Annotated in this window: 1 protein-coding gene and 1 pseudogene; both read left to right on the forward strand. The window is 61.5% G+C overall.

The window, feature by feature from the left end; all coding sequences use genetic code 11:
- Positions 1-297, forward strand: a pseudogene (locus ADIWIN_RS22395) (hypothetical protein); the annotation flags it as partial.
- On the forward strand, positions 294-569 hold a 276-nt coding region (locus ADIWIN_RS22400), incomplete at its 3' end, for a homoserine dehydrogenase (RefSeq protein ID WP_040756520.1). The pseudogene ADIWIN_RS22395 and the gene ADIWIN_RS22400, both read left to right, overlap by 4 nt.

Here is a 569-nt window from a genome sequence, read left to right on the forward strand (position 1 = left end):
AACCGAACCTCAGAAGCCGACCCGGCACTAGTGCGCATTGCGGGCAAGCACTGTGAGGCGGGCGATATCGTCGTGCGGGCAGAGTACTTGCCTGGCGATGTGGAGCTTGGTGACCTCATTGCGGTGCCTGCAACGGGGGCCTACGGCTGGGCGATGTCAAACAACTACAACTATCTTGCTCGGCCGCCGGTGGTGGCCGTTCGCGACGGACGTGCCCGCATCATTGTGCGGGGCGAAACCGAAGACGACCTACTTCGCCGCGACGCGGGAATCACACCATTGGGAGAGTCTGAATGATCGAATACCGTAACCTTCGCGTCGCAGTTTTGGGAGGCGGAAGTGTCGGATCCCAGGTCACCGCCCTCCTGTTGGAGCACGCTGATGAGCTTGCGGCGCGTGCCGGAGCTGGGCTCGAAGTTGTCGGTGTCGCCGTGCGCGATCTCGATGCACCGCGTGATACCGACATCCCGAAAGAGTTGTTGACCACCGACGCAGAGTCGCTCATTGTCGGTGCCGACATCGTGATCGAATTGATCGGTGGGCTTGAGCCGGCGCGCACTTGGATTCTC

This window comes from Winogradskyella psychrotolerans RS-3 (genome assembly GCF_000427335.1).
Lineage (GTDB): Bacteria > Bacteroidota > Bacteroidia > Flavobacteriales > Flavobacteriaceae > Winogradskyella > Winogradskyella psychrotolerans.